Origin of the sequence: Rhizobium lentis (assembly GCF_017352135.1) — a bacterium.
GTDB lineage: Bacteria > Pseudomonadota > Alphaproteobacteria > Rhizobiales > Rhizobiaceae > Rhizobium > Rhizobium lentis.
Genome location: NZ_CP071454.1, coordinates 2,905,014 through 2,923,664, shown reverse-complemented (window position 1 = coordinate 2,923,664; position 18,651 = coordinate 2,905,014). Strand labels below are relative to the sequence as shown.

19 protein-coding genes are annotated in these 18,651 nt (G+C 59.4%); 10 read left to right on the top strand and 9 right to left on the bottom strand.

Going from position 1 to position 18,651, the window contains the following annotated elements; genetic code table 11:
* Positions 1 to 271: 271 nt before the first annotated feature.
* On the top strand, positions 272 to 799 hold the full coding sequence (locus tag J0663_RS14000) for a DUF4269 domain-containing protein (RefSeq protein ID WP_207240932.1): 528 nt from the start codon (positions 272 to 274) through the stop codon (positions 797 to 799).
* A 123-nt stretch (positions 800 to 922) separates the two neighbouring features.
* Here J0663_RS14000 and J0663_RS13995 read toward each other — a convergent pair whose 3' ends face one another.
* A complete protein-coding gene (locus J0663_RS13995; RefSeq protein WP_207240931.1) occupies positions 923 to 1,729 on the bottom strand; it encodes a class I SAM-dependent methyltransferase in 807 nt (268 codons plus the stop codon).
* Positions 1,730 to 2,247: 518 nt separating this feature from the next.
* Positions 2,248 to 2,700 carry a winged helix-turn-helix transcriptional regulator gene (locus tag J0663_RS13990; RefSeq protein ID WP_207240930.1) on the bottom strand — a complete coding sequence of 151 codons (453 nt, stop codon included), beginning with the start codon at positions 2,698 to 2,700 and terminating at the stop codon, positions 2,248 to 2,250.
* A gap of 110 nt (positions 2,701 to 2,810) precedes the next feature.
* On the opposite strand from J0663_RS13990, the gene J0663_RS13985 reads away from it, so the two are divergent.
* Positions 2,811 to 3,533, top strand: a complete 723-nt coding sequence (locus J0663_RS13985; RefSeq protein WP_207240929.1) for a hypothetical protein — start codon at positions 2,811 to 2,813, stop codon at positions 3,531 to 3,533.
* 179 nt (positions 3,534 to 3,712) lie between these two features.
* On the opposite strand, the gene J0663_RS13980 is transcribed toward J0663_RS13985, so the two are convergent.
* On the bottom strand, positions 3,713 to 4,654 hold the full coding sequence (locus J0663_RS13980) for a LysR family transcriptional regulator (protein ID WP_207244501.1): 942 nt from the start codon (positions 4,652 to 4,654) through the stop codon (positions 3,713 to 3,715).
* Between the two features lie 105 nt (positions 4,655 to 4,759).
* Between J0663_RS13980 and J0663_RS13975 the strand changes: the two genes are divergently transcribed.
* Together J0663_RS13975 and J0663_RS13970 are read left to right on the top strand one after the other, a co-directional pair.
* Positions 4,760 to 5,500, top strand: a complete 741-nt coding sequence (locus J0663_RS13975) for an SDR family oxidoreductase (protein WP_207240928.1) — start codon at positions 4,760 to 4,762, stop codon at positions 5,498 to 5,500.
* Between the two features lie 80 nt (positions 5,501 to 5,580).
* The gene (locus tag J0663_RS13970; protein ID WP_207240927.1) at positions 5,581 to 5,970 is read left to right on the top strand and encodes a limonene-1,2-epoxide hydrolase family protein; all 390 of its coding nucleotides are present in this window, start codon (positions 5,581 to 5,583) and stop codon (positions 5,968 to 5,970) included.
* Between the two features lie 45 nt (positions 5,971 to 6,015).
* On the opposite strand, the gene J0663_RS13965 is transcribed toward J0663_RS13970, so the two are convergent.
* Together J0663_RS13965 and J0663_RS13960 are read right to left on the bottom strand one after the other, a co-directional pair.
* Positions 6,016 to 7,383 (bottom strand): sensor histidine kinase, encoded by a 1,368-nt coding sequence (locus J0663_RS13965; RefSeq protein WP_246590284.1) that lies wholly within the window; start codon positions 7,381 to 7,383, stop codon positions 6,016 to 6,018.
* Entirely contained in the window at positions 7,370 to 8,035 is a 666-nt protein-coding gene (locus tag J0663_RS13960) for a response regulator transcription factor (protein ID WP_168297504.1), read from the bottom strand. The genes J0663_RS13965 and J0663_RS13960 overlap by 14 nt, the downstream gene beginning before the upstream one ends.
* Before the next feature lie 102 nt (positions 8,036 to 8,137).
* On the opposite strand from J0663_RS13960, the gene J0663_RS13955 reads away from it, so the two are divergent.
* From J0663_RS13955 to J0663_RS13940, 4 genes are all read left to right on the top strand, one after another.
* Positions 8,138 to 8,917 carry an ABC transporter ATP-binding protein gene (locus J0663_RS13955; protein WP_207240925.1) on the top strand — a complete coding sequence of 260 codons (780 nt, stop codon included), beginning with the start codon at positions 8,138 to 8,140 and terminating at the stop codon, positions 8,915 to 8,917.
* Positions 8,918 to 8,930: 13 nt separating this feature from the next.
* Positions 8,931 to 9,797, top strand: a complete 867-nt coding sequence (locus J0663_RS13950) for an ABC transporter permease (protein ID WP_207240924.1) — start codon at positions 8,931 to 8,933, stop codon at positions 9,795 to 9,797.
* A gap of 41 nt (positions 9,798 to 9,838) precedes the next feature.
* The gene (locus J0663_RS13945; RefSeq protein WP_207240923.1) at positions 9,839 to 10,843 is read left to right on the top strand and encodes an ABC transporter substrate-binding protein; all 1,005 of its coding nucleotides are present in this window, start codon (positions 9,839 to 9,841) and stop codon (positions 10,841 to 10,843) included.
* Between the two features lie 540 nt (positions 10,844 to 11,383).
* Complete coding sequence (locus J0663_RS13940) at positions 11,384 to 13,090, top strand: adenylate/guanylate cyclase domain-containing protein (RefSeq protein ID WP_207240922.1); 1,707 nt, start codon at positions 11,384 to 11,386, stop codon at positions 13,088 to 13,090.
* A gap of 88 nt (positions 13,091 to 13,178) precedes the next feature.
* Here the strand turns inward: J0663_RS13940 and J0663_RS13935 are convergent, their stop codons facing one another.
* Entirely contained in the window at positions 13,179 to 14,042 is an 864-nt protein-coding gene (locus J0663_RS13935; protein ID WP_207240921.1) for an NmrA family NAD(P)-binding protein, read from the bottom strand.
* Positions 14,043 to 14,160: 118 nt separating this feature from the next.
* On the opposite strand from J0663_RS13935, the gene J0663_RS13930 reads away from it, so the two are divergent.
* Positions 14,161 to 15,060, top strand: coding sequence for a LysR family transcriptional regulator (locus J0663_RS13930; RefSeq protein ID WP_207240920.1), 900 nt, complete (start codon positions 14,161 to 14,163; stop codon positions 15,058 to 15,060).
* 105 nt (positions 15,061 to 15,165) lie between these two features.
* Here the strand turns inward: J0663_RS13930 and J0663_RS31805 are convergent, their stop codons facing one another.
* Both J0663_RS31805 and J0663_RS13920 read right to left on the bottom strand, forming a co-directional pair.
* Positions 15,166 to 15,369, bottom strand: coding sequence for a hypothetical protein (locus J0663_RS31805; protein ID WP_207240919.1), 204 nt, complete (start codon positions 15,367 to 15,369; stop codon positions 15,166 to 15,168).
* A gap of 25 nt (positions 15,370 to 15,394) precedes the next feature.
* Complete coding sequence (locus tag J0663_RS13920) at positions 15,395 to 16,141, bottom strand: glucose 1-dehydrogenase (RefSeq protein WP_207240918.1); 747 nt, start codon at positions 16,139 to 16,141, stop codon at positions 15,395 to 15,397.
* Positions 16,142 to 16,248: 107 nt separating this feature from the next.
* Here J0663_RS13920 and J0663_RS13915 point away from each other — a divergent pair, with 107 nt between their 5' ends.
* Positions 16,249 to 16,593 carry an ArsR/SmtB family transcription factor gene (locus J0663_RS13915; protein WP_207240917.1) on the top strand — a complete coding sequence of 115 codons (345 nt, stop codon included), beginning with the start codon at positions 16,249 to 16,251 and terminating at the stop codon, positions 16,591 to 16,593.
* A gap of 836 nt (positions 16,594 to 17,429) precedes the next feature.
* Here the strand turns inward: J0663_RS13915 and J0663_RS13910 are convergent.
* Positions 17,430 to 18,380 carry an IS110 family RNA-guided transposase gene (locus J0663_RS13910; protein WP_207240916.1) on the bottom strand — a complete coding sequence of 317 codons (951 nt, stop codon included), beginning with the start codon at positions 18,378 to 18,380 and terminating at the stop codon, positions 17,430 to 17,432.
* Between the last annotated feature and the right edge of the window lie 271 nt (positions 18,381 to 18,651).

Below are 18,651 nucleotides of genomic sequence, written 5' to 3'. Positions count from 1 at the left end.
GGCTGGCTGGGATCACCAGTGTGCAAGGCCGCCACGTCGCAATCCTCGCAATAGACTCCGCCCATGGCGTTCATCATTGGGCTTGTAGCGCACCAGACGCTGGTCGCAGCGCCCTGATGGACGGTCTTCATGCCGCGGGCGGGGTCGATCCGCGGACGCCCATGGCTGCCGATGGCATCGAAGCCGGCGATCTCCTCCGCGCTCTTCGTCGCATCGACGGGTGCAAGGCGACAGGCTTTGCAATGATCCGTCTCTCGGATAATTTGAATCGATGAAAAGACCCTACTTTATGGAAGCGTTGAGCCGGATAAATCTTCTGGAAACCTTGGCTCCATTCGATCCCCATGTGGCGGGTACGCCGCCACTCGGCCTCGATCTGCCCACCAGCGATATAGACGTCCTCTGCTATGCTCCAGATCCACAGCTATTCACCCGAACCGTTTGGGACGCCTATTCCACGTGCGATGAATTTTCTGTCCGGCAGTGGACCGGTAGAGAAAGGCCGATCATCGCCGCGTTTGCAGCCGCTGATTGGACGTTCGAACTGTTTGGTCAAGCTCTGCCGGTGCCCGAGCAGCACGGCTGGAAGCATTTTCAGGTCGAGCATAGGCTCCTTGGTATCGGCGGAAGCCGCTTCCGCGCGGCCGTCATGCAGCTTCGAGACGGCGGCATGAAAACCGAGCCCGCATTTGCAGCTACGCTCGGCCTCGAGACGAGCGATCCTTATGAGGCGCTGTTCGAGATGGCGGGTTGGCCTGACGAGGCTTTGGCCGCCTTGCTGCAGGAGCGTGGATTCTAGACGGCGCGGGAGTCCCTGGCTGCGCTGTTCCGCAGCCCTATAGTCGACGGCCGCCGTCGCGTCCGCGTCGACAGCAGCCGAGATAGCGATTCAGGTTTCTTAGGCAATGCATGCTCTCCAATGTCAGGCTGGAACCAAGCCACGCACCATACGGAACATCATAGGAAATGACCGGGGTCCATCGGGCAAGCCAACCAGATATCCGGCACGAACATGCTTTTCGATCGAACCGCGGGCGTCGTCTGAAAGTGCCATCAATACGCTTGTGGTGCTGCCTGGGCCGTCGGTGAAGGTAGCCCAATAATCCGCGAAGGACGCATACTCGCAATCCACGACAACGGGAATCTCGGTCACGTCGACGAGGCCGATCTTCCGCCACAACGTCGCCTGACCATCAGGCCAGAAGAGCTGGCGCCCCGCCCGCATGGATCTCAGCCTTGCGAAGTCGCTCTCAAGCACGGCGCCGGTGTTGATGACTAGGTCGAAGGCGGGCATGCCACCAAAGAACTGGGTAACGGCGGACGCGACAACGCCGCCTGGACGGGTCACCCGCTTCATCTCGGCAACTACCTGTTCGATTTCCGGAATAACGTCGAGGGCCAGGGTGGAAACTGCCGCATCGAAAGAGTTGGCGTCGAACCGCAGTTGCCGGACATCGCCGTGTTCATATGCGATATTGGGGTGGGATCGTCGACGGCGGGCTCCTTCCAGGTATCCTTCCGATGCGTCAACACCGATCACATGCGCTCCCGCCTCGGCCAGGGCTTTCGACAAGACACCCGTCCCACATGCCACATCGAGCACGCGACTGCCCGGAGCAATATTGGCACGGGTGAGAAATGGGCTTGCCAGATGTTCGCTCCAGCGCCCTATGAATGACTCGTAGACGTCGGGATCAGCCCAATTATATCGCAGTTCCGCGCTTTCCATGGCTCGCCATCCTCCCCTCGATCAAGAATGGACCGTAGCACGGCCATTTAGGTCACCCCTATCGCCGTCACACCGGGCAATTCAGCGGAACCTTATTAACGCTTCTCAAGAAAACATGACATAGCGGAAACCCCTGAAATCATACTGGCCTTCCCGTCGACCGGTGCTCCGAGGTCCCGCTTGTCGGTTTGACTAATGTGATTGCGCTGCCCGCCGACGGTGGCGGATAGCGTGTCATCACCGGCACCAGCGCGCTGGAAGCGATATCGTCATAGGTTACGCCAGCGGGGGCCCAGGTCATGCCGAACTCCGTGAATGCGGCGGCTGCGCACTGAGGCTCCAACGAACACGATCAGCGCAGGCAGCATCGGATTGGCCGTCGAGATGCCAGGTGCAAGCTGCCGTCCGAGAACAGCGAGACGACAAAAGAATATTTCCCCTGGTTCGGTCAAAGCGCGTGTGTCGTTTGCAACCGGCAAGGTTCAATCAACGATTCCGGGGCTCGACGATCCCTGCAATCAACGATCCCTGGCTTCAATGCGAAACTGCTGCGGTCCCAGAGATCGGCCGTCGCGGGCCGCAAGCTGAAGCTTCTGCAAGGGCTGCCGGTTCAGGCTGTCGACGACCGCGTAATTGAGTTCTCCGGGCTCAAAGCAATGCTCCTCCCCCCATTGCCAGAGGGCGACCAGCACTACGCTCAGCTCGTAGCCTTTCGGTGTCAGAAGATAGAGATGGCTGAGCGCGGAGTCAGGGTCCGGCTCTATCGTAAAGATCCCCTCCTCCACGAGCTTTCGCAGGCGAACCGACAAGATGTTCTTCGCAAGCCCGAGGCTCTTCTGAAATTCTGAAAATCGCCGAAGCCCTTTGAAAGCCTCCCGGACGATGAGGAGCGACCACCAGTCCCCGACTGCCTGCAGAGAACGCGCGATCCCGCACTGGGCGTTTGCCATATCCGTTCGCTTGCCCCTCATTTTCCGCCTTTCGTCTGAATTATGGTTGCAAAGTTAAACCGAATGGAGATAGAAGTCGATAGGTTTCAAAGTTAAACCTTTATGATCATCACGAACCGGAGGGTCTTGACGTGACCGACCTATTGGATCTCGCAATTCAAGCGCATGGCGGCCTGCAACGCTGGCAGCAGATCGAGCGATTGCGCGCACATATCAAGGTTGGCGGTGCGGTCTGGCATGTGAAGGGCTGGCCGGATGTCTATGCCGACATCCGCACCTCGGTCTCCGCCCGCCATCCGCGTACCGAATTCAGTCCCTTCCTGGAGAAAGGGCAGCATTGCGTCTGGGAGCCGGAGCGAACGGCTGTTGTCGCTGATACGGGCGAAGTCATCGAGCAACGCCTCGCGCCGCGCTCGTTCTTCGAAGGACATACGATCCCGACGCCCTGGGACCGGCAGCATCTGATCTATTTCACCGGCTATGCCATGTGGACCTATCTGACGACGCCGTTCCTCTTCAAGCTTCCCGGTTTTGGGACGGAAGAGATCGAGCCGTGGCAGGAGGAAGATGAAATCTGGCGGCGGCTGAAGGTAACTTTCCCCTCGACAGTCCCCAGCCATTCCACCGTCCAGACCTTCTATTTCAATCTGGATGGCCTGTTGCGGCGCCACGACTACAGCGTCGATATCATGGGCGGCACCAGCAGCGCCAACTATGCAAGCGACCACAAAAGTTTCGGCGGTTTGACGATTCCGACGAAGCGCAGGGTCTACGCGACCGGTCCGGACAACCGGCCGATCCTCGACCGCGTCGCGGTCTCGATCGATCTGCTCGAGGTCGGCATCGAGCCGTAGCCGCTGCACCGGCAGCCGCCTGAATTGGGCGGAGCCATCATGCCTCGTCAGAGCGAATGCCTCGATTTGCGGTCAGGCATGGATGCACTCATCCACAAGGGGTATTACACTCTGGCGCGGTCAACTTTCATGGCGCTACTCGTCTGGCCTTCCCGGTAGCGCCACCCGAGCCCGCAACACTACTGTCCGGCAAACACCACCTCGTCCCAAGGTGGGCGCGCCGGGAAAACCTCATCGAGAAATGTCAGAAATGCTTTGACATTCGGATTGGCGCGGCGGCTCTCCGGCCAGAGCGCCATCATGCTGGAGCGGTCGACGGCGAAGGCGGCGAGGATCGGCACGAGTTCGCCGCGTTTCACATATGGCGCGGCGATGTAGGTTGGAGAGATGCCGACGCCGCCGCCGGCGACGAGGACAGCGGCGACACCATCGCTTGTGTCCACCGTAATCCCAATCTCTGGCGTGGCCTCGAAGACTCGTTTTCCTGATGCAAAGGGCCAGCGAAGTGTCTGGCCCGAGCTCTGGAAGCGAAAATTGACGCAGTCATGCCCCGCCAGTTCGTCAGGATGCCGGGGCGTACCCCGTCGTCTCAGATACTCGGGCGAAGCAAAGGCGCAAAGGCGATGCGACGCAAGCCGTCGGGACTTCAAACGGGAGTCGGCCAGTGCTCCAACCCGAATGGCGACATCTATACCCTCCTCGATCATGTCCACGAACTGATCTCCCAGGCGCAGATCGATTGCGAGTTTCGGATGGCGTGCGCGCAAGCGAGGAAGCGCCGGGCCGAGTATATGCACGCCGACCGGCAGTGGTGCGGATATCCGGAGAATGCCCGACGGTTCGGCGCGGGCGGCCATCGCGGCCTGCTCGATATCCTCGGCCTGCCGCAACAGACGCAGCGCCCGATCGTGCAGATCGCGGCCCTCCGGCGTAAGCGTCAGAGAGCGCGTGGTACGGAGGAACAGGACAATGCCGAGCTGCTGCTCGAGCCGCTGGACGCTCTTGCTGACGGCCGACGGTGACACCGCCAGCGCGCGGGCTGCCGCCGTGTAGCTTCCAAGCGATGCGGCCCGCGCAAATGCAATCAGGCCCGTGAGACGTTCTATACCGATTTGTGCCATGATGGCATGAGTAAAGCGAATATCGGGCCAATTATCAATCGAGGGAGTTGGAATTACTTTCTGGCCATCGGCGCAATCGAGCGCCTCCAAAACGGAGCCAGAGCGATGGGCGCTCAATCGAACATCTCGGATACCCTTTCAGGCAAAACCATACTCATCGTCGGCGGCACCTCCGGCATCGGCCTCGCCGCAGCCACTCAAGCCAAGTCGTTCGGCGCAAAGGTCATCGTGGTCGGATCTGATGCCGGACGGGCAAAAGAAGCCGCAGAACAACATGGCCTCAGTGGCTGGAGGGCGGCTGATGTGACCAAGCGCACGGCCATCGAATCCGCGCTCGCTGATATCGACCATGTCGATCACCTCGTCTTGCTGGCCGGAAGCTTCGTCGTCGGCAAGGTGGTGGAAGCCGACGTCGACCATCTGCGCCGCGCGTTCGAAGAGCGCGTCTGGGCGGCGATATATACTCTTCGGTCGCTTGGAGACCGCCTCGCCGCCGACGGTTCGGTGACATTCATCTCCGGAGCACTCAGCGACCGGCCGAACGCCTATGGGACCGCCGTTCTCGCTGCCGCTTCGGCCGCGATGGAAGCATTGGCACGCGGCCTTGCGTTGGAACTCGCGCCGCGCCGGGTGAACACCCTTTCGCCGGGTCCGATCGATACTCCACTGCTCGGCAAGGCACTTGGCGACAATCGTGACGCCTTTGTCGAGGGCCTCAGGGCAACATTGCCATTACATCGTCTCGGGAGCGCTGAGGAAGCCGGGGCGGCAGTCCTGTTCTTGATGGCGAATGGCTGGATGAACGGCGCGACGCTCAACCTCGACGGTGGATCGCGGCTGGTCTGAAGGCTTTTTAGCTTTGCGAGCCAGAACTCTCTGAAATTTGTCGCTCGGGTTTTCGAACCCTTCAAGAAGGAATTCACTGAATGTCGACTGACCCAATCAAGACAGCCCTCACCTTTTTCGGCCACTGGAATACCGGCCACATCGACGAGGCGATCGCCATGCTTTCCGAAGAAGTGCTGTATGACAACGTACCGTTCCCCAATATCATCGGGCGCGAGAACGTCCGAAAGTTTCACCGGGATTTCGGAATTGGAACGACATTCACGGTTGATTGGACGGTGACACAGATCGCGGCGGCCGGAAATGTCGTCCTTAACGAACGGCTTGATGTGTTCCTGCATGAGGGCGGTGGAAAAATCATACTTCCGGTCATGGGGACGCTGACGGTCGTGGAGGGAGCGATCACCGTATGGCGCGACTATTTCGATCCCTCTGATTTCGATCGGCAGTTGGCTCTCATCGGGAAATAACTCGATGGAATATATTGGCTGCTTAGGGACGACAACGTCTCAGCATCAGGGCGACACCGGCAGAATTAGCTGAACAACGGTGAAATCATTTTCTCGTCGAAAAAGCAGTGAGCCGTTGTGCGCTTTCGCGACCTCGGACGCGATTGTCAGGCCCAATCCCGAGCCGCGGGATCTGGGCCCTTTTTCGAACGGAGCAAGCAGCGATTGTGGATCTGTATCGAAACCGTCTCCGTCGTCACGGATGATGATGCTCACGCCTCCTGCAAGCGGTTTGACCTCCACTTCCAGCTTGGAGGTCGCTCCGTGAGCCAAGGCATTATTGATGAGGTTGGAGATTGCCTCCCGGAGGCTGACTGGATCGACGGAAAGCACGATATCGGGGCTCGTCGGCTTGAAGCTGACGTCGATCTCTCTCGACATCGAAAGTGGCACCGCTTTCGACATTACAAGCTTGACAAACTCGTTGATATCCACCGGCTCAAGTCGGGCCGCATCGATGCGGTGGAGGATCATGGCATGATCGAGCAATTGCCCGGTGAGGCGCCCCAGTTCGTTGTTCCTGTCCCTTATCCGTGAGATTGAGTCCTTTACTGCAGCATCTGACTTCGCATGTGAAAGCATCTCGACCTGTGCGTCGAGTGCAGCGAGCGGTGTGCGCATCTGATGTGCGGCATCTCCGATGAACCTCTGGAACATCGCGATTCGCTCGGACAGTCGGCGCATGAACTCGTCGATGGACTGGACGAGGTTGCGTATCTCGACCGGAGGCTCGGCATGAATGGGTGACAGATCGTCAGGATCGCGCGACTGGATCTCGTGCTCGATCTGCATGAGCGGTTTCAAGGCGAATCGCAGCGAGAGCGTGGTCGCCGACACGGCGAGCAAGAACATCACACCGATCACAACGAGCGCCTCGTATGTCAGCCTACGGGCGAGGCCGGTGCGAGCATGTATCGTCTGTGCGACCGTGATCTCTGCCCAGCCGGTAACGGCGGGATTTTCGATTTTCTTCGAAATGGTGGCCATGCGCACGGGCTGATCCGCATAGACGCCATCCTCGAAGACCAACTCTTTCTGCGTCTGCTGAGGCAACGCCGTGTGGGAAAGGTCCTCACTCCCTGCAACGACAATACCCCGTGGGTCGACAATGCGATAGAAGACAAGATCGTAGGCAGCAAGGGATGAGATGGCCGAGGCCGGAGGGTCCAGCGTCACGACACCGCCTTGCACAAAGACGTTTTCTGCAAACTGGACTGCACCGCTTCCAAGCAGCCGGTCATAGGCCTCTTGCGCTGCGGTATTGGCAGCATAGGACGCCATGCAGCCTAAAATGATAGCTCCCCCAGCAAGAACAGCTGCAACGAGCCCGAGTATCCTGACCCTGATCGATCGGCTGAATTCACGTAGAGACAATTTGATACCCAAGGCCGCGCAACGTTCGGATCTCCACGGAAGAGCCACTGAGCTTTCGCCTTATCCTGGCGACAAATTGCTCGACGGCGTTGGAGCTGGGATCCTGATCGAAATTGAAAAGCTGATCGACCAATTCTTCCTTGGAGAAAATTCTCTCCGGCCTTGAAGCGAGTATTTCAAGAACGGTCAACTCCCTTCGTGTGAGGCTGAGCGGCTGGCCATCAACCGCTGCCACTCGCGCCTTGCGGTCCACCACAAGAGCGCCGAAAGAAATGCGATTATCCGCCAGCCCGTCGTTGCGTCTCATCAAGGCTCGCGCTCTCGCTTCCAGTTCTCCATAGTCGAACGGTTTGGTCAAATAGTCATCGGCACCCAGATCGAGAGCGCTGATCTTCTCGTTGACTTCGGAGCGTGCCGTCAGCACGAGAACCGGCGTTTTCACGCGGCGGGAGCGAATGTTGCGCAGAACCTCGAGCCCGTCGCAGCCAGGCAATGTCAGGTCGAGAATAACCAGATCGTAGGTCTGAACATTCAGGAGATCGATGGCATTGGCTCCATCGGCTTCCAGATCCACGGCGTGCCCCGCATTTTCCAAACGGATAGAGATCGCTTTCGCAATGTCTTCGGTATCCTCCACGATTAAAACTCGCACGCTCCCACGCCTCCCCGCCGACTGAGTCAGACAAGAGTCAGAATAGCTTGCTAGCCTCCAAATCGCACTAGAGGAGTTGCAGACTATATCTTGGGAGGATTGATGGACACGCTATCCACTGGCGTGACGCCGGCACCTTTGCTGCGCGTCGAAGGCGTCACGATACAATATAAAACACCTGACGCGTTGATCACCGCGACCCGCCGCGTGAGCTTCGATGTACACAATTCCGACCGCTTCATTCTTCTTGGCCCTTCGGGCTGCGGCAAATCCACTCTGTTGAAGGCGATCGGTGGCTATCTTCCTGTAACGGAAGGTAAAATCACGATCAAGGACCGTCAGGTTGCCGAGCCCGGTCCAGACCGCATGATGGTCTTTCAGGAGTTCGACCAACTGCTTCCGTGGAAGACGGTTCTCGAAAACGTCATGTTCGCGCTCACCGCGTCGGGTCGCCTTTCGGGTGCCGAAGCGCGTGACCGTGCAGAGTCTTACATCGAAAAGGTGGGGCTGGCGAAGTTCATGAACAGCTACCCGCACATGCTTTCTGGCGGGATGAAGCAGCGCGTGGCAATTGCACGCGGAATGGCTATGGAGCCCGATGTCCTTCTCATGGACGAGCCTTTCGCCGCTCTCGATGCGCTGACGCGCCGCAGGATGCAGGACGAGCTTCTGCGTCTGTGGGACGATACCAAATTCACCGTGCTTTTTGTCACGCACTCGATCGAAGAAGCGATCCGCGTCGGTACACGCATTCTGCTGCTGTCGCCCCATCCTGGCGAAGTCAAGGCCGAGCTCAACAGCATCGGGCCGGATCAACTCGGAACTGCCAGACAGGCGGAACTCGAGAGCCGCATCAACGACATGCTGTTCGCATCACACTGACGGGGTGACCAAAATGACCGATCTTTTCACATTCAGACCGGAATTCATAAACGACGTGAATTCCGGCAATGCTCCGATTGTCGCCAAGCCTGTCAGTGCGTTCGAACGCGTCTATCGCCTCGGTTTTCTGCGAAAAGCCTTCATTCTCCTGGTTCTGGCCGTCATGTGGGAAATCTATGGCCGCTGGCTTGCCAATCCCCTTCTGTTCCCGACATTCGGGCAGACGGTTGAAGCCTTTGTCTCCAATATCGTCAACGGCGTCATTCCCGATCGTATGATCGTATCGCTCAGAACGCTGGTCACCGGTTACGGCATCGGTATCGTTCTCGCCGCATTGCTGACCACCCTTGCAATTGGATCACGGCTGGGTGCGGACCTGCTCGAGACATTGACCTCGATGTTCAATCCGCTCCCGGCGATTGCGCTTCTGCCTCTGGCACTTATCTGGTTCGGCCTTGGTTCCGGCAGCGTCATCTTCGTTCTGGTTCACTCGGTCCTGTGGGCAATTGCACTCAACACCCATGCCGGATTCCGCTCCGTCTCGCCCACACTCAAGATGGTCGGCCAGAACTACCACCTCAAGCGCCTCAAGCTTGTCCGACTCATCCTTATTCCCGCAGCCTTTCCCGCCATTCTAACCGGCTTGAAGGTGGGCTGGGCGTTCGCCTGGCGCACCTTGATCGCAGCGGAACTGGTTTTTGGTGTGTCGTCCGGTTCAGGTGGACTTGGCTGGTTCATTTACGAAAACCGCAATCAGCTTGAAACGGCAAATGTGTTCGCGGGCCTGTTCACCGTCATTCTGATCGGCCTTTTTGTAGAAAATATCATCTTTGCGGCCATCGAGCGTAAGACGGTTCGCCGCTGGGGCATGCAACACTAATCGGCAAATGAAGAATTCATGTTCACAAGGAGGAGGAATACATGAAACTGAAACAAGGATTTTTTGGTCTTGTTGTCGCTGGCTTGCTCGCGACGACTGCGCATGCAGAGGTCAACGAAGTGAGGATTTCCAAGGGCTTCGGCATTCTCTATCTGCCCTTGATCGTCATGGAGAATCAGAAACTTCTCGAGAAGCATGCCAGGGAAGCCGGTCTTGGCGACGTCAAGGTTTCCTGGCTCTCGCTTGATGGCGGCAATGTCATCAACGACGCCATGATGGCCGGTACCTTGGATTTTGCCGGAACGGGTGCTCCGGGCTTCGTTACGCTGTGGTCCAAGGCGAAAGGCATCCCCAACGTCGAAGTCGTTGGCGTTTCGGGCATGAGCTCCACGTCGCTGTGGCTCAACACGAACAAGTCCGAGATCAAGTCGCTGAAAGACTTTAAGACTAGCGATAAGATCGCACTTCCAGGCATCAAGACATCGCTTGCCGCCGTCGTGCTGCAGATGATCGTCGCGAAGGAGTTCGGCGAAGAGAACTACGCGAAGCTCGATCCTCTCACGGTCAGCCTTCCTCATCCCGAAGCATTGGCCGCTCTCGTCAGTGGGAAAACCGAAATCAACGCCCACTTTACGTCCCCTCCCTTCCAGTACATCGAAGCCAAGTCGCCAAACGTTCACCGGGTGCTGAGCTCGACGGATTATCTCGGCAACATTACACTCGACGTCACCTTCGCACCGAAGAAGTTTGTCGATGCCAATCCCAAGATGACGCAGGCCTTCATCGATGCACTCGATGAAGCCAACGGCCTGATTGCCAAGGACAAGAAGCAGGCGGCGGAAATCTTCTCCAAAAGCTCCAAGGTCAAGGTCGAGCCCGCGGATGCGCAGGAGATGATCGAGGACAAGGACGCGAAGTTTGATACGACCCCGAACGGGATCATGAATTTTGCCGATTTCATGCACCGTGCCGGCCTGATCAAGAACGTGCCAAGCAAGTGGAGCGATATGTTCGTGCCACAGCTTGCGGCTCGCAAAGGCAGCTAAGGTTCTCCCAGCGAGGGTCGAGACATTCCGATGTCTTGGCTTTCGTCAACTTTCTCAGTGCGTTTGGTAGGATTGTCGCAAATGACATCGGCGGCAATCGCATCGAAACTCGGTCCGCGCCGCCGGCAAGTTGGGCGGAAAACGTACCCCCAAACCTCCGTCATTCCAGGCCTTGAGCCTGGAATCCATGGACACAGCCGATGTGGCCAGCGTGGGTCCTCGGGTCAAGCCCGAGGACGACGGAGGGTCGGTGGACCGGTATCCGAGTATGCGCGCTGAAGAAGCGCGCGCTTTTCACTCCCATCTCAGCGGAAGCCGCCGCTCTCCACCAGCCGCCCGCCGCCCGTCACCGGACGTTCAAGAACCGTCGGCCTTCCGTGGATCCTCATTTCCGTGGCGTCCACTTCGACGCCGGCGGTCACAAAGAGGGATTACGGCTCGATGGAGGTGGAGGTCGACTGGGCATTACTTCTTACGATTTGTTGACTCACCCGCGCTTGACCAATAATTTGGGGAGTTGGTCGTGGGGCTTGTCCTCAAATGACGGATCATTCTCTTCAGCGTCACCTTGCCGCCATCGTCGTTGCCGATGTGGTGGGATATTCACGCCTGATGGAGGCTGATGAAGTCGCAACGCTTGAAAACCTCAGGGAACTCCGTTCTGGCGTTATCGAGCCGGCTGTGATGCGTCACAAGGGTCGCATCTTCAAGGTCGTGGGCGACGGCTTCCTGATCGAATTTGCTAGCGCGGTGGACGCGGTCGCAGCAGCGTTGGAAATGCAACGGGCCACCACTGCCGTTGAGGCTTCCGGAGACCGGCGCCTGCTTTTGCGCGTGGGCGTCAATCTCGGAGATGTCATCGACGAGGCTTCGGACGTCCTCGGCGACGGGGTCAATGTCGCAGCGCGCCTCCAGACGCAGGCCGCGCCGGGAGGTATCTGCATATCAGCCAGCGTTCACGGCGAGATCGTCGGTAAGATCGCCGACCAGTTCTTCGATGCAGGCGAACGCTACCTGAAGAACCTGACCCGCCCAGTCCACGTGTGGCATTGGCCGGATGCGCTGCCGAGCATATTGCCGCTGCCGGAAAATCCCTCGATCGCTGTATTGCCGTTCACGAATATGAGTGGGAATGAAGCTGACGAGCCTTTCGTCGACGGATTGACCGAAGACCTGATCACCGACCTTTCCCGCACGGCTGGCCTGTTCGTCATCGCGCGCAATTCCGTGTACGGCTACAAGGGCAAGCCGGTCGACGTACGGCTCGTCGCCCAGGAACTCGGCGTCCGCTACGTCCTCGAGGGGAGCGCCAGACGCGCAATGGGCCGTGTCCGCATCAATGCTCAATTGGTCGACGCGCTTGGCGGCCAGCACCTGTGGGCCGAACGGTTTGACAGGACGTTGGAAGATGTTTTCGAGTTGCAGGATGAGGTCAACGCCAAGATTGTCGAAGCTCTCGTCGGCCGGCTGACCATTCCGACGCCGCGCAATCGGCCGAAGAACTTCGAGGCCTACGATCTGTGTGTGCGCGCCCGTCTGCTGACGGAAGAGTCGCCGCAAACCGAGCGTGAGGCCTATATTCTGCTCCAACGCGCGGTCAAGCTCGAGCCATCATATGCCGAGGCGCTCGGTCTGCTCGCCTATAACCGTTGGCTTGCCTGGACTCATTTCGGCGAGCCCGAAGATCCTAACCGTCGGATGGCGGTGACATCAGCGCAGAAGGCGGTCGACCTCGATCCCAACGATGCCGGATGCCGTTACGTTCTGGGGACCATTTTGGCTTACGAGCGGCGGTGGGAGGAATCCGAGGCCGCCTTCGCCATGGCCCTGAAACTCGACCCCAACCACGCCGACACCTGGGCCGCCATGTCTGATATGTCCGTGCTGGACGGCAGGATTGCCGACGGACTGGCGCAGATCGAAAAAGCGCTCCGGCTCAATCCTTATCCGGCCTGCTGGTATCTTTGTCACCTGGGGCAGGCGCAATACGCTGCGCGTGACTATGAGGCGGCAACCGCTACACTGCGCAGGAAAGAAACGTATCGTACCAACTCACGCAAATTCCTGGCTGCTGCGCTTGCGCAGTTGGGCCACGGTGAGGAGGCGAGGCGAGAAGCAGAATTGTTCCTGATCGCCCACCCTCATTTCACGATCGGTCATTGGCTCAGCTCCCAGCCGCTGCGCGACGCATCGGTACGAGACCACTTTGTCGACGGCTTCCGAAAGGCTGGCCTGCCGGAGACGTGACGGCGCGCGGGGACAATCCCCACGCGTTCGAGACTTGATCAACGGATATGCGCTGCGCGGGATCGCTGAAGCTGCCATGGCGTTTTCATCAACCGCGTTCGACCAGTTTGCGGATAGCCGTCTCAAAGGTCGTCGTGCCCTTGCGCGATCGGGCCTCGCCGCCTTCGAACTCGATCCAGCCTTCGTTGAAGCCGTCAAGCATGCGCATACGGGGTCGGGGGTTCTGCATGCCCTGGCTCAAAAATAGCGCTTCCCATGTCTCTCTTGGAACCGGCTCAGCACGGACCGTCCTGCCGAGCACGGCAGAGAAGGCCTCCGCCATCTGCAGCGGCGTGATGCGGAAAGGGCCCTCGAGCTCGACGATGCGTTGACCGGTCCAATCCTCCTGCAGCATTTCAGCCGCAACGGCGCCGACATCGCGCACGCAAACCATTTGCACGGGTTTGGCGAGCGGCTGCAGGAAACTTGGCATGATGCCGCTCTCCCTTGCAGGCGCGATGTCCCAGGCTGAATTCTCCATGAACCAGCCGGCGCGCAGGAAGGCTACCGGCATCGGAAGTGTCGACAGAGCCTGCTCGACGAGGCCGAGCTGGCTCAACAGGTTCTCCTCCTTTGCCTGAGCGCCGATCGTCGAAAGGCAGACCACCTTCTTCGGTGCCGCCCTTGTGAGCGCCGTCGTCAGTGCTTGGATGATTGCCTTTACCTCCGGGAAACCCGGCGCAGGATCGAAGCTTGGCGGCAGAAGCAGGAAGACGCCCTCGGCGCCTTCGAAGGCTAGGGCGAGGTCCGGCGCGTCCGTCATGTCGGCAATGGCGATTTCCGCACCGCGACCCCGCCAGGCGCCTGCTTTTTCCGCGTTGCGCAGGACTGCCCGGACAGGAAGCCCCTGATCTATCAAATTCGCGCCGACCACGGCGCCGACTTGGCCTGTTATTCCAGTCACAGCAAACATTCTCGGCCTCCTATTGGCAGCGGCCTGCGCCGCGATGAATGAAAGATGCGGCAAAATCGCTTTTGACTGAATTGCCCTTTTGTCAGATATTTCATGACAAAATATCAGGAATTGGATGATGTTCGACGGACGTTTGCTGAATGGGGTCAGCGTGCTGGCCGCCGTGGTTGAGAGCGGCAGTTTTGCGCGGGCGGGCGAGGCGCTGGGGCTGACAGCTTCTGGTGTCAGCCGGGCGGTGGCGCGGCTTGAGAGCCGTATCGGCGTACGCCTGCTCGAGCGGACGACGCGTTCCCTGAGGCTCACCGATGAGGGCGCGCGCTTCTACCAACAGGTCGTGCCGCTCCTTGGCGGTATCGAAGAAGCCGTTGCCTATGCGGCCGGTACGACGCAGACGGTGCGTGGGAGGCTACGGATCAATGTCGATCCCTATTTTTCGCGGCTGATCCTCGGTCCGAAGCTCGGCACGTTTCTTCACCGCTATCCCGATCTTCAGATCGAGGTGGTCACAAGGAACGAGATCGGCGATCTTGCCGCCGACGGCATGGATGTGGCGGTGCGCTTTGGCGAAATCCCGGCGAAGAGCTCGCTGATTGCCCGGCAGCTTTTTCGCACGAGGGTGATCACGGTTGCCGCGCCGTCCTATCTTGCGAGGCACGGCACGCCGAAGCTGCCTGCCGACCTAACCGATCATACCTGCATCCAATATCAGGACCCTTTGACGGGGAGGCCTTTCAAATGGGAGTTGCGACGCGGAAAGAAGGTGGTGCCGATCGAAACTCGTGGCCGCGTCCTCGTCAATGATGCAGGCACTGCGCTTGCCACCTGTCTCGCCGGAATCGGCATCGCCCAGGTCTTCTCGCTCGGCATGAAGCCCTATCTCGACTGCGGTCAGTTGGTCGATCTCTATCCGGATTGGCCCGATGAGACCTTTCCACTGCACTGCTTCCACACCTCCCGCCATCATGTGCCTGCCAAGGTTCGCGCCTTTATTGATTTCTGCGTCGAAATCGCCGGCTAGATGTCTCTGCCTGCCTTTTTCCTTACGATCAGCGATCGCAGACAGAAGTACAAGGTCCTCGGGAGCTGTGTGGCGACGTTGCTCGGTCCGGAGCTTGCGCACATGCTAGCTGATTATCCCGACATCAGTGTTGAGGTCGTGATCGACTATGGGCTGACCGACATTATCGTAGAGCGTTTCGATGCATTCTCGGTCCTGCTGAGCCCCAAACCCATGGCCATAGCCGATGATGCCGACGTGGGTCCTCGGGTCAAGCCCGAGGTCGACGGTGGGGTGGGTGGACCAATATCCGAGTATGCGCGCGCTCAAGAAGCGCGCGCTTATCACTCAGCTCTTAGCGGAAACCGCCGCTGGCGACCAGTCGTTCGCCGGTCAGCCAGCGGGCATCGTCGGAGGCGAGGAAGACGGCAATGTCGGCGATGTCGTCCGGCTGGCCGATGCGGCCGAGCGGCGTCTGGGCGGCGATGCTCTGTTCGAGCTCAGAGCCGATGACGCCGGCCGAGTGGGTTCCCTCGGTCTCGACCATGCCGGGCAGAATGGCGTTGACGCGGATCTTGCGCGGGGCGAGCTCCTTGGCGAGCACGCTGTTGATGCCCTCGACGGCGCCCTTGGTGCCGGTGTAGACGGCCGAGTTCGGAAGACCCAGGCTGGTGACCACCGAGGAAATGTTGATGACGCTGCCGCCCTCGCCGAGGTGCCTGGTCGCAGCCTGGGTGGTCAGGAGAACGCCGAGAACATTGACGTCGAACATCCGGCGGTAGTGTTCCTCGGTCACCTCGCCGATCGGGGAGAATTCATAGACGCCGGAATTGTTGACCAGCACGTCGAGCTTGCCGAATTCCTTGACCGCGGCATCGACCACGCCCTTGGCCTGCTCGGCCTTGGAAACATCGCCCTGCACCGCGATGGCCTTGCCGCCGGCCGCGCCGATCGCCTCGACCACGGCGTCGGCTCCCGCCTTGCTCGAGGCGTAATTGACCACCACTTGCGCACCTTCAGCCGCCATCGCCTTGGCAATCGCAGCACCGATGCCCTTGGAGGCTCCCGTCACCACTGCGACCTTCCCTGTGAGCTTAGCCATGTCTTGTTCCTTCTGAACCGGACGGCCGCCGGAATTGGCGACCTTGTTCCGTAGTTCAGAAATTCGGAACTGTTGATCTCGATGTCAAGTAGCCCTATATAAATTTCATGCGACCGCTTTTTCACCCAGCCCTGGAGGACATCAAGCCCGAGGCGATCCTCTATGCGCTGTCCGATCCGGAGCGCGTCGCGATCTTCGCCAAGCTCGCCGGCACCGCCTGCGGCGGCACCTGTTCGGCGCTCGCCGATCTCGGCGACCGCGTCATCCCAAAATCGTCGCTGTCGAACCATTTCAAGGTGCTGCGCGAATCCGGCCTGATCCGCAGCGAACGCCAGGGCGTGGAGATGCGCAACCAGACCCGCTGTCCGGAGCTGGACGAACGCTTCCCCGGGCTGGTCAGGGCTATTCTGATGGCCTACGGCCAGTTTCCCGGTGAGCTGAAGACGGGTTGATGCTCTTGGAAGATAGGCGTCACCGACGGAGGCTGGGTCCTCGGGTCAAGCCCGAGGACGACGGAGGGTGGGGGGCGCTCTGCGGCAATAGGGTGAGATTCGGCAAACCTGATGCAATCACACTTTCTGATCTCGCTGCCTGACTTCGTCATTCACGCTACCCAATGCCCATCCGCTGCGCCGACGGCAGCGTTTGGCAAGAACGCCAACCCACTCTCCGTCATCCCAGGGCTTGACCCTGGGATCCATACTCGCGACTTGCCGACGCATGTTGGGAGGACAGTTAGTTATAAGGTTTTGGCGGAAACTTATAACTGGCAACCACATGGTCAAAATAAGTTATAAGGTTTTGGCAGAACCTTATAACAGGCGTGTGAGGTGAGTGACGCCACTGCGCCTGCAGCGACGCCCCATCTGCGACCGATTAAAATACTCCGTCGGCTCGGGAACAACAGGCTTCGTTGATCGTAAGTATTATGGGCCGTGCGGAGGTGCTTACAACGCAGCCATGCACTTCGATACTCTGTGCGGCCCACTCCAGTCAAAGCCAGGGCGCTTCCATATGTTTGGAAGCGCCCACGCCATTGCCCAGTTCCGATCGGATCGCGATGGGAGCGGCAGCTCAGAGGGAATGTCTGGACAGATGGATCCTCATTGGCGCTGTGCCGTGGGCCCCCTCATCCGACCCTTCGGGCCACCTTCTCCCCGCTGGGGAGAAGAGGGAAAATGCCGTCCCTCCTTCGACTCCATTGTATGGAGTGCCTTGCACAGCGGCTTCATTTGGGCAAGGCAGGCCCGACTTGCTCCCTCTTCTCCCCTCGGGGAGCAACCATGTTTCATTTTTGCTGGTATTGTGGCGTCCATTCGGTTTTTCGAGAGAGGACGGTGTTGGCGAGAACGATGAGTTTGCGGGCGACGGCTATGACGGCGCACAGGTGATCCTTTCCGTTCTGACGCAAGCGGGCGTAGAAAGAGGCGAGATCCGGATTGTGCCGGGTTGCCGTAAACGCGCACATGAACAGGCTCTTTCGCAGGCGTTCGCGACCACCCTGGATGCGGCGTCTGCCATGATATTTACCGCTATCGTCGTCATAGGGTGCGACGCCGGCAAGGGCGGCGATTTCGCCGCGGCCAGCATTGCCGAGCTCGGGCAGCCGAATGATCAGGCACAGGGCGCTGCGCAGCCCGATGCCTTTGATAGAGGTCAGCAGATCGAGCCGTTGCGAAAGGTCACAATCGTCGCGAACCGTCTTTTCGAGCCGCAGCAGATGGGCCTTTCGGCAGGTTTCCAGGCGGGCGACCTCGCGCGCATGACGGCGCTTGATCGCCTCCGACAAGGCGGTCTCGGCAAAGGTCTTGACCAGGGCGATCTGCTGCTCGATCTGTTCCAGATAGGTCAGTTCGGCGGCCAGTTTGTCGAAGCGTGCGTCCGGCAGCGCCGGCAACTGCTCGAGGCTTGCCGTGAAGAGCGCAATCAGCACGGCATCGAGGCGATCGTTCTTGGCTCGCTTGAGCCGGCTCTTGGCGAAGAAGCGCAATTGCGCCGGCTGCAGACGCGCCGCCGGCCGCTTGCCGGCCCGCAGATGCGCCAGCAGCCGCCATTCATAGCCGCCGGAGGCTTCAAAGCCGATGCGGCTGACGTCATGCTCTCGAAGAAAGGCGTCAAGCGCCTTCAGGCCAGCAGCGTCATAAGTGACCCTCAGCCTTGCCTTACCGGGATGGAGGGCAATGTCGAGATGGCTTTTGCCGACATCGATTCCGGCACAAATCATGCTATTATCGGTCATCTTCGTCGTCCCTGTCTTGGATACGAACCCCAAGGTTCCTGCAACCACACGGGCCAGATGAAGAGCCGGTTGCGATCCTGCTCCCCACAGCCCAAAACGGCTAAGAAGGTGACGATCCGACAACCAGCTGCCGGGCGGGCGGCCACCCGCCCGGCAAGCACCAGTATCCTACATTTTGCTCATCCAAGAAGGTGGCCCGAAGGGTCGGATGAGGGGGCCGCACGGCACAGCATTCCATAGGGCGATCTGGTCAAAGCTAGGGTACATCGCG

Bases quoted from the DNA above. Each gene is read 5' to 3' on its own strand.
- J0663_RS13990 (WP_207240930.1), bottom strand. From the start codon at position 2,700: ATGAGGGGCAAGCGAACGGATATGGCAAACGCCCAGTGCGGGATCGCG.
- J0663_RS13940 (WP_207240922.1), top strand. From the start codon at position 11,384: ATGACGGATCATTCTCTTCAGCGTCACCTTGCCGCCATCGTCGTTGCC.
- J0663_RS13915 (WP_207240917.1), top strand. From the start codon at position 16,249: ATGCGACCGCTTTTTCACCCAGCCCTGGAGGACATCAAGCCCGAGGCG.
- J0663_RS13995 (WP_207240931.1), bottom strand. From the start codon at position 1,729: ATGGAAAGCGCGGAACTGCGATATAATTGGGCTGATCCCGACGTCTAC.
- J0663_RS13935 (WP_207240921.1), bottom strand. From the start codon at position 14,042: ATGTTTGCTGTGACTGGAATAACAGGCCAAGTCGGCGCCGTGGTCGGC.
- J0663_RS13980 (WP_207244501.1), bottom strand. From the start codon at position 4,654: ATGGCACAAATCGGTATAGAACGTCTCACGGGCCTGATTGCATTTGCG.
- J0663_RS13910 (WP_207240916.1), bottom strand. From the start codon at position 18,380: ATGACCGATAATAGCATGATTTGTGCCGGAATCGATGTCGGCAAAAGC.
- J0663_RS13955 (WP_207240925.1), top strand. From the start codon at position 8,138: ATGGACACGCTATCCACTGGCGTGACGCCGGCACCTTTGCTGCGCGTC.
- J0663_RS13970 (WP_207240927.1), top strand. From the start codon at position 5,581: ATGTCGACTGACCCAATCAAGACAGCCCTCACCTTTTTCGGCCACTGG.
- J0663_RS13975 (WP_207240928.1), top strand. From the start codon at position 4,760: ATGGGCGCTCAATCGAACATCTCGGATACCCTTTCAGGCAAAACCATA.
- J0663_RS13930 (WP_207240920.1), top strand. From the start codon at position 14,161: ATGTTCGACGGACGTTTGCTGAATGGGGTCAGCGTGCTGGCCGCCGTG.
- J0663_RS13920 (WP_207240918.1), bottom strand. From the start codon at position 16,141: ATGGCTAAGCTCACAGGGAAGGTCGCAGTGGTGACGGGAGCCTCCAAG.
- J0663_RS13945 (WP_207240923.1), top strand. From the start codon at position 9,839: ATGAAACTGAAACAAGGATTTTTTGGTCTTGTTGTCGCTGGCTTGCTC.
- J0663_RS13950 (WP_207240924.1), top strand. From the start codon at position 8,931: ATGACCGATCTTTTCACATTCAGACCGGAATTCATAAACGACGTGAAT.
- J0663_RS14000 (WP_207240932.1), top strand. From the start codon at position 272: ATGAAAAGACCCTACTTTATGGAAGCGTTGAGCCGGATAAATCTTCTG.